Annotated in this window: 5 protein-coding genes and 1 pseudogene; 1 reads left to right on the top strand and 5 read right to left on the bottom strand. The window is 67.1% G+C overall.

All coding sequences use genetic code 11. From position 1 onward, the window contains the following. From ACEN88_RS21335 to ACEN88_RS21315, 5 genes and pseudogenes are all read right to left on the bottom strand, one after another. Positions 1 to 197 (bottom strand): annotated as a pseudogene (locus ACEN88_RS21335) (hypothetical protein); the annotation flags it as partial. Between the two features lie 48 nt (positions 198 to 245). Then, positions 246 to 2252 (bottom strand): methyl-accepting chemotaxis protein, encoded by a 2007-nt coding sequence (locus ACEN88_RS21330; RefSeq protein ID WP_413342805.1) that lies wholly within the window; start codon positions 2250 to 2252, stop codon positions 246 to 248. Positions 2253 to 2266: 14 nt separating this feature from the next. Further along, positions 2267 to 3067, bottom strand: a complete 801-nt coding sequence (locus ACEN88_RS21325) for a TorF family putative porin (protein ID WP_413342803.1) — start codon at positions 3065 to 3067, stop codon at positions 2267 to 2269. A gap of 251 nt (positions 3068 to 3318) precedes the next feature. Continuing rightward, on the bottom strand, positions 3319 to 4398 hold the full coding sequence (gene hppD / locus ACEN88_RS21320) for a 4-hydroxyphenylpyruvate dioxygenase (RefSeq protein WP_413342801.1): 1080 nt from the start codon (positions 4396 to 4398) through the stop codon (positions 3319 to 3321). A 52-nt stretch (positions 4399 to 4450) separates the two neighbouring features. Next, positions 4451 to 5356 carry a LysR family transcriptional regulator gene (locus ACEN88_RS21315; RefSeq protein ID WP_413342799.1) on the bottom strand — a complete coding sequence of 302 codons (906 nt, stop codon included), beginning with the start codon at positions 5354 to 5356 and terminating at the stop codon, positions 4451 to 4453. Positions 5357 to 5492: 136 nt separating this feature from the next. On the opposite strand from ACEN88_RS21315, the gene hmgA reads away from it, so the two are divergent. Next, entirely contained in the window at positions 5493 to 6773 is a 1281-nt protein-coding gene (hmgA, locus tag ACEN88_RS21310; RefSeq protein ID WP_413342807.1) for a homogentisate 1,2-dioxygenase, read from the top strand. The last annotated feature ends 98 nt before the right edge of the window (positions 6774 to 6871 follow it).

The raw sequence follows: 6871 nt of genomic DNA, 5'->3' as shown, positions 1-6871 counted from the left end.
GCGTCCAGCAGCACGGCGTCCGGCCCGGGTGCGCGCCGGATCCAGTAGTCGGGGGACAGCATCGCCTCGTCGAAGGCGGGGATGCCGGCTTTCGACACGGCCGGCTGGGCGGCGGTGGCGCCGCCCGCGATGGCGAGGCCGCAGGCGATGGCGGCCAGAAGACGACGTGCGGCGTTGTGCGCTGCTTTCGTATGCATGGGTCTCCTCCGGATCGTGGATCCGGAAGTGTAGCCCAACGTGAACGTTTACGCGGCGGCCAGCGCCTTCATCGGGGTCCGCGCGGAAATGCCCGGACGCGCCGGCGCCGGTGCCGCGCCCTCGAGCTTGAACTGGCCCACCAGCGACACGAGCAGGTCCGCCTGCTGCTGCAGGCTGTCCGCCGCGGCGGCCGCCTCTTCGACGAGGGCAGCGTTCTGCTGTGTCGTGCCGTCCATCTGCACGATGGCCTGGTTGACCTGGCCGATGCCCGTGCTCTGCTCCGCGCTGGCGGCCGAAATTTCGGCCACGATGTCGCTCACGCGGCGCACGCTGGACACGACGTCGTCCATCGTGCGGCCCGCGTCCCGCACGAGCGCGCTGCCCGCTTCCACCTTGCCGGACGCATCGCCGATCAGGGCCTTGATCTCCTTCGCGGCGGCCGCGCTGCGCTGGGCCAGCCCCCGCACTTCCGACGCGACGACGGCGAAACCGCGGCCCTGCTCGCCCGCACGTGCCGCCTCGACGGCCGCATTCAGTGCGAGGATATTGGTCTGGAACGCGATGCTGTCGATCACGCCGATGATGTCGACGACCTTGCGCGACGCGGTGTCGATCGCGGCCATCGTCTCCACGACTTCGGCGACGACGGCGCCGCCGCGGCGGGCCGTCTCCGACGCGGAGAGCGCGAGCTGGTTGGCCTGGCGCGCATTGTCGGCGTTCTGCCCGACGGTCGACGTGAGTTGTTCCATCGACGCCGCCGTCTCTTCCAGCGCGCCGGCCTGCTGCTCGGTGCGGCCGGACAGGTCCATGTTGCCCTGGCTGATCTCGACGCTCGCGGCCGCGACGCTGCCGGCGCTCGCGCGCACCTGCACCAGCACTTCCTGGATCTTGGTGACGAAGCCGTTGAAACCGGCGGCGATCCGTGCCAGCTCGTCGGTGCCGTTCGCGTCCAGGCGGGCGTTCAGGTCGGCGTTGCCGGTGGCGAGGTCCGTCATGGTGGCGCCGAGGACGCGCAGCGGGCGGGTCAGGCGGCGCTGCACGGTCACCATCACGATGGCCGCGACGATCGCGCAGACCAGCGACGCGAACAGCGAATAGCCCATCAGCTGGCGCGCGCTGGCCGTGGCGACAGCGCGCGGGAACGAGAGTTTGACGGCCCACGGCGCGAGGTCCGGGTGGAGGCGCAGCGGCTGCAGCAGGTGCACGACGCCGGCCGTGTCGATGTATTCATAGGTCTCGCCGGCGCGCACGGCCGCGAGCGCGGCGGGCGGCAGGTCGTCGGCCTTCTTGCCGTTCCGGCTCGTATCCGGGTGGCTCGCATACAGGCCGCCGTTGGAGACGAGCGACAGGCCGCCGCCGTCGATGACCTTGATCTTGCCGAGGATCTCGCCCAGGTGCGTGAGCTGGAAGTCGGCGCTGGCCACGCCGCGGAACTCGCCCTTGACGAGGATCGGCGCCACCAGCGACGACATCATGATGTTCTTGCCGTTGACGGCATACCCGTACGGCTCGGTGAAGAATACCTTGCGCGTGGCCTTGGGGATGTCGTACCAGTCGTTCGCGCCCGGGGTGGTCGGGAACACGATCGGTTCCACGTGCAGCGTGCCGTCCGGGTTGCGCGTGTAGTACGGCATGTAGCGGCCGGTCGCGTCATATTCCGGCGCCTTGCCCGCGAAGTCGGCGTCCTTGCCGTCCAGCGCGTCCGGCTCCCAGGTCACGGCACCGCCGATCAGGTCGCCAAAGCTGCGCAGCATGCCTTGTGTCATCGCGGACACCTGCGGACGCGACGGCGCGATGTCCGCTTCGCGCAGCGCGCTCATCGCGGCGGCAAGGTTGGTGACGGCGCCCAGCTTGGTACCGATCTGCGCCTGCACGGCGGCGGCGGCTTCGCGCGCGGACGTGCGGGCCTGGTGCATGCTCGCGTCCTCGGCGTTGCCGCTACTGCGCACGGCGATGACGGCCGACGTGACCGCGAGGCTCAGCACGACGAGCGTAGTGGCCGTCGCGCAGATCTTCGCGGTCAGCGAGAGAGACGACAGGGGGTTGCGACGCATTGTTTCTCCTCGATTCAAAATTTGCGGGTCAGCGACAGCACGACGGCGCGGCGGGCGACGTTCGCCACGGCCAGGCGGCCGTCGCGGCGCGGCACGCCCGTCGTGTAGCCGTTGTAGATGCCGGTCGCACCGATGGCACGGGTGTAGTTCAGGGCAACGGTCCAGCCGTCTTCGAGCTTGTGCGTCAGGCCGGCCTTCAGGTCGCGCCAGTCCCAGATACCGTTGCCGCTGCCGGCCACGCGGCCGTCGCCGGCATGCAGGTTCAGGGTCAGCGACTTCGTCAGCGGCTGGTCTGCGCCGACGTCCAGGTAGCCGGTGCCGCGGGCATTCGCGATGCCGAAGAAGTCGCGGCTGAATGTGTAGTTGTAGCGGGCGTACAGCGATTTCCAGGTCACGCCGGCGGACAGCTCGCCGTAGTCGAACGACGTGTCCGTCGCGCTGATGCGCGCGCCCGGGTATTTGTACCAGTAGACCATCGCGGACCAGCCGACGGGACCCGCGCTGCCGCTGTAGCCGCCGTACAGGTCCCATTCGACGGTGCCGCTCTCGATGAACCTGTCGCTGACGTTGATGACGGACGTGCCGGCCGACCAGCCGCTCGGATGCGCATAGTCGATGCCGGCCATCGCTGCGGGGCCGCCCCACGTCTGGCGGATGCCGCGCGAGACGTATTGCGAGCTGACGGAGACGGTGGCGCTCAGCGGGTCGTCGGCGGGCACCTCCGCCGTCAGCGGCGCGCCGGATTCGCCGGCGTGCGCGCACGAAGCCGCGGCCAGCAGCAGGAAGGTTAACGGAGCAAGGCGCCGGGTAGTCATGGTTTGTGGTTGAATTTCAGTAGGTATTGATGCCGTACGGAAATTCTAGTGCCGAGCTTGTGGCTTTTGGTTACAAACCGATGAGAAAATCTGTGGGAAACGGGCGAATGAGACGTGCGCGCAACACTCCGATATTTGTCTGGAAATGAAGTGCACAGGTGTTCGCAAAAAATCGCTTAACACCTTGAAAATGTTTGAATTCTTGCCTGCGTACGGCGTGGGCTCCCCGAGCCCACCATGCCGGTCACGAATCAGGCGGCGGTCTTCAGCGCCCCACGGCGCAACTGGTCGCGCTCGATCGACTCGAACAACGCCTTGAAGTTACCTTCGCCAAAGCCCTCGTCGCCCTTGCGCTGGATGAATTCGAAGAACACGGGACCCAGCTGCGTTTCCGAGAAGATCTGCAGCAGCAGGCGTTGCGTGCCCCCTTCGGTCGTGCCGTCGACGAGGAGGCCGCGCGCCTTCAGCGCCTCGACGTCCTGGCCGTGGCCGGGCAGGCGCGTTTCCAGCATCTCGTAATAGGTGGCCGGCGGCGCGGTCATCAGCGGCACGCCCGCGGCGCGCAGGCCGTCGACGGTGGAGAAGATATCGTCCGTGAGCAGCGCGATGTGCTGGATGCCTTCGCCGTTGTACTTGAGCAGGAATTCCTCGATCTGGCCGCCGCCCGCCTTGCCCTCCTCGTTCAGCGGGATGCGGATCATGCCGTCCGGCGCCGTCATCGCCTTCGAGGTCAGGCCCGTGTACTCGCCCTTGATGTCGAAGTAGCGGATCTCGCGGAAGTTGAACAGCTTCTCGTAGAAACCGGCCCAGTACGACATGCGGCCGCGGTAGACGTTGTGCGTGAGGTGGTCGATGATCTTCAGGCCGTGACCGGCCGGGTGGCGTTCCGTGCCGTCGATCCATTCGAAGTCGATGTCATAGATCGATTTACCGTCTTCGAAGCGGTCGATCAGGTACAGCGGCGCGCCGCCGATGCCCTTGATGGCGGGCAGGCGCAGCTCCATCGGGCCGGTCGGGATGTCCAGCGGCTGGGCGCCCAGCTCGAGCGCGCGCGCGTAGGCTTTATGGGCGTTCTGGACGCGGAAGGCCATGCCGCAGGCCGACGGGCCGTGCTCGGCCGCGAAGTAATAGGCGGCGCTCTTCGGCTCGTTGTTGACGATGAAGTTGATGTCGCCCTGGCGGTACAGCACGACGTCCTTCGAGCGGTGCACGGCCACTTTGGTGAAGCCCAGCGCTTCGAACACGGGCTCCAGCACGCCCGGGGTGGGCGACGCGAATTCCACGAACTCGAAGCCCATGAGCCCCATCGGATTGTCATACAGGTCGGCCATTGTCTATTCCTCTTTTCATTAAAATGTTCGCGCCTTCCGGCGCGTTCGCCTGTCATTCCGCGAACACGTCGCCAATCAGTCCCCGCAGCCACTGGATGCCGGGATCGTGGTTGAAGCGCCGGTGCCAGAAGACGTTGGTCTGCAACGCCGGCAGGGCGAGCGGCGGCTCGATCCACTTCAGGCCGAACGGGCTCGCCGCGCTTTCGGCCAGTTTTTGCGGCACCGTCACCACCAGCTCGCTCGTGCTGACGATGTACGGCACCGCGGTGAAATGCGGCACCCGGAACCGGGCCCCGGCCGTCACCCCGGCCTTTTCCAGCAATCCATTGATGCGGTCGTAAGGACTCTGCGCCGCATCGACGATCAGGTGCGGCGCCGCCACGAACCGTTCCAGGTCCACCTTGCCCTTCGCCAGCGGATGGTCCTTGCGGAACATGCTCACGAACGGCTGGCGGAACAGCGCGCGGTGGTACAGCGCGTCCGACACGTCCTCGAACGCGCCGATCGCCAGGTCCACCCTGCCCGTCTCCATATCGTCCTTCAGGGTCAGCCCGTTCGCCCGCAGCGACGCGATCTCCACGTTCGGCGCGACCGTGCGGCAACGCTCGATCAGCACGGGCATGAAATACACCTCGCCCACGTCCGTCATCGCCAGCGTGAAGCGGCGGGCGCTCGTGGCCGGGTCGAAGCGGCTGCGCTGCGACAGGGCCAGTGCCACCTGGGCCATCGCGGCGCCGATCGGCTCGGCCATCTGCTGCGCGAGCGGCGTGGGCTGCATACCGTGCGCCGTGCGCACGAACAGCTCGTCGCCGAACGTGCGCCGCAGCCGGGCCAGCGCATTGCTTACGGCCGATTGCGTCAGGCCCAGACGCCTTGCGGCGGCCGAGATCTGGCGTTCGCGGTAGACCTCCTGAAATACCGATAACAGATTCAGGTCGATGCTAGAGGGTTCGATCATGCGGGAGATAGGGTTATTGATGGTCTAAATAGTCTACATTTTTGTATTCATCTCGTAAAACTGGCCGCGCTCCACTAGAGTGTCGTAAACACCACGCAATCTGGAGACACTCTTGACCGCTTCAACCGACCGCTACATGTCCGGCTTCGCCAACGAATTCGCGACGGAGGCCCTGCCCGGCGCGCTGCCGGCGCACCGCAATTCGCCGCAGCGCGTCGCTTATGGTCTGTACGCGGAACAATTGTCTGGCACGGCGTTCACGGCGCCGCGCAGCCACAACCGCCGCTCGTGGCTGTACCGCATCCGCCCGGCCGCGATGCACGGGCCGTTCGAGGCGATGGGCAATGGCCGCATCGCCGCCGGCTTCGACGGCGTGGCGGCGTCGCCGAACCAGATGCGGTGGAGCCCGCTGCCGATGCCGGACGCGCCCACCGATTTCGTCGACGGCCTCGTGACGATGGCCGGCAACGGCTCGCCGGCCGCGATGTCCGGCTGCGCGATCTACCTCTACGCCGCGAACCGCTCGATGCGCGGGCGCTATTTCTATTCGGCCGACGGCGAGCTGCTGGTCGTGCCGCAGCAGGGGCGCCTCGCCATCGCCACGGAATTCGGCCTGGTCGACGTCGAGCCGCAGGAAATCGCCGTCATTCCGCGCGGCGTGCGTTTTGCCATCGACCTGCCGGACGGCGCGGCACGGGGCTATGTCTGCGAAAACTTCGGCGCCCTGCTGCGCCTGCCGGACCTGGGTCCGATCGGCTCGAACGGCCTCGCCAACCCGCGCGATTTCCTGACGCCGGTCGCCCGCTACGAAGACGTCGAGGGCGATTTCGAGCTCGTCGCGAAATTCGGCGGCAACCTGTGGCGCGCGGGCATCCGCCATTCGCCGCTGGACGTCGTGGCCTGGCACGGCAACTACGCGCCGTACAAATACGACTTGCGCCATTTCAACACGATCGGCTCGATCAGCTACGATCACCCGGACCCGTCGATCTTCCTCGTGCTGCAGGCGCCGTCCGACACGCCGGGCGTCGACACGCTGGATGTCGTGATCTTCCCGCCGCGCTGGCTGGCCGGCGAGGACACGTTCCGCCCGCCCTGGTTCCACCGCAATGTTGCGAGCGAATTCATGGGCCTCGTGCACGGCGCCTACGATGCGAAGGCGGAAGGTTTCGTCCCCGGCGGCGCGAGCCTGCACAACTGCATGAGCGGGCACGGTCCGGACGCGGCCACGTTCGACAAGGCGAGCAGCGCGGACACGAGCCGGCCGCACAAGGTGACGGACACGATGGCGTTCATGTTCGAGACGCGTAATCCGCTGGTGGCGACGCCGTACGCGCTGCAGTCGCCGCAGTTGCAGGGGAATTACCAGGACTGCTGGGCGGGGATTGCGAAGCATTTCAATCCGGCAAAGCGATAACCCGTCGTTGGCCCGGTTGGGGGGGCCCCCCCGCGGGGGGTGGGGGCCGGGTAAAAAAACACGACGGGGGGGTTAAAAGGGAAAAAACCCCGGCCCCC

The organism is Massilia sp. CT11-108 (assembly GCF_047302915.1).
Lineage (GTDB): Bacteria > Pseudomonadota > Gammaproteobacteria > Burkholderiales > Burkholderiaceae_D > Telluria > Telluria orientalis.
Note: the sequence above shows the minus strand (reverse complement) of the source record. Positions and strands in the feature narration are given on the sequence as shown.

Coding starts and splice junctions, on each gene's coding strand:
- ACEN88_RS21330 (WP_413342805.1), bottom strand. CDS start 2,252: ATGCGTCGCAACCCCCTGTCGTCTCTCTCGCTGACCGCGAAGATCTGC.
- ACEN88_RS21325 (WP_413342803.1), bottom strand. CDS start 3,067: ATGACTACCCGGCGCCTTGCTCCGTTAACCTTCCTGCTGCTGGCCGCG.
- hppD (WP_413342801.1), bottom strand. CDS start 4,398: ATGGCCGACCTGTATGACAATCCGATGGGGCTCATGGGCTTCGAGTTC.
- ACEN88_RS21315 (WP_413342799.1), bottom strand. CDS start 5,356: ATGATCGAACCCTCTAGCATCGACCTGAATCTGTTATCGGTATTTCAG.
- hmgA (WP_413342807.1), top strand. CDS start 5,493: ATGTCCGGCTTCGCCAACGAATTCGCGACGGAGGCCCTGCCCGGCGCG.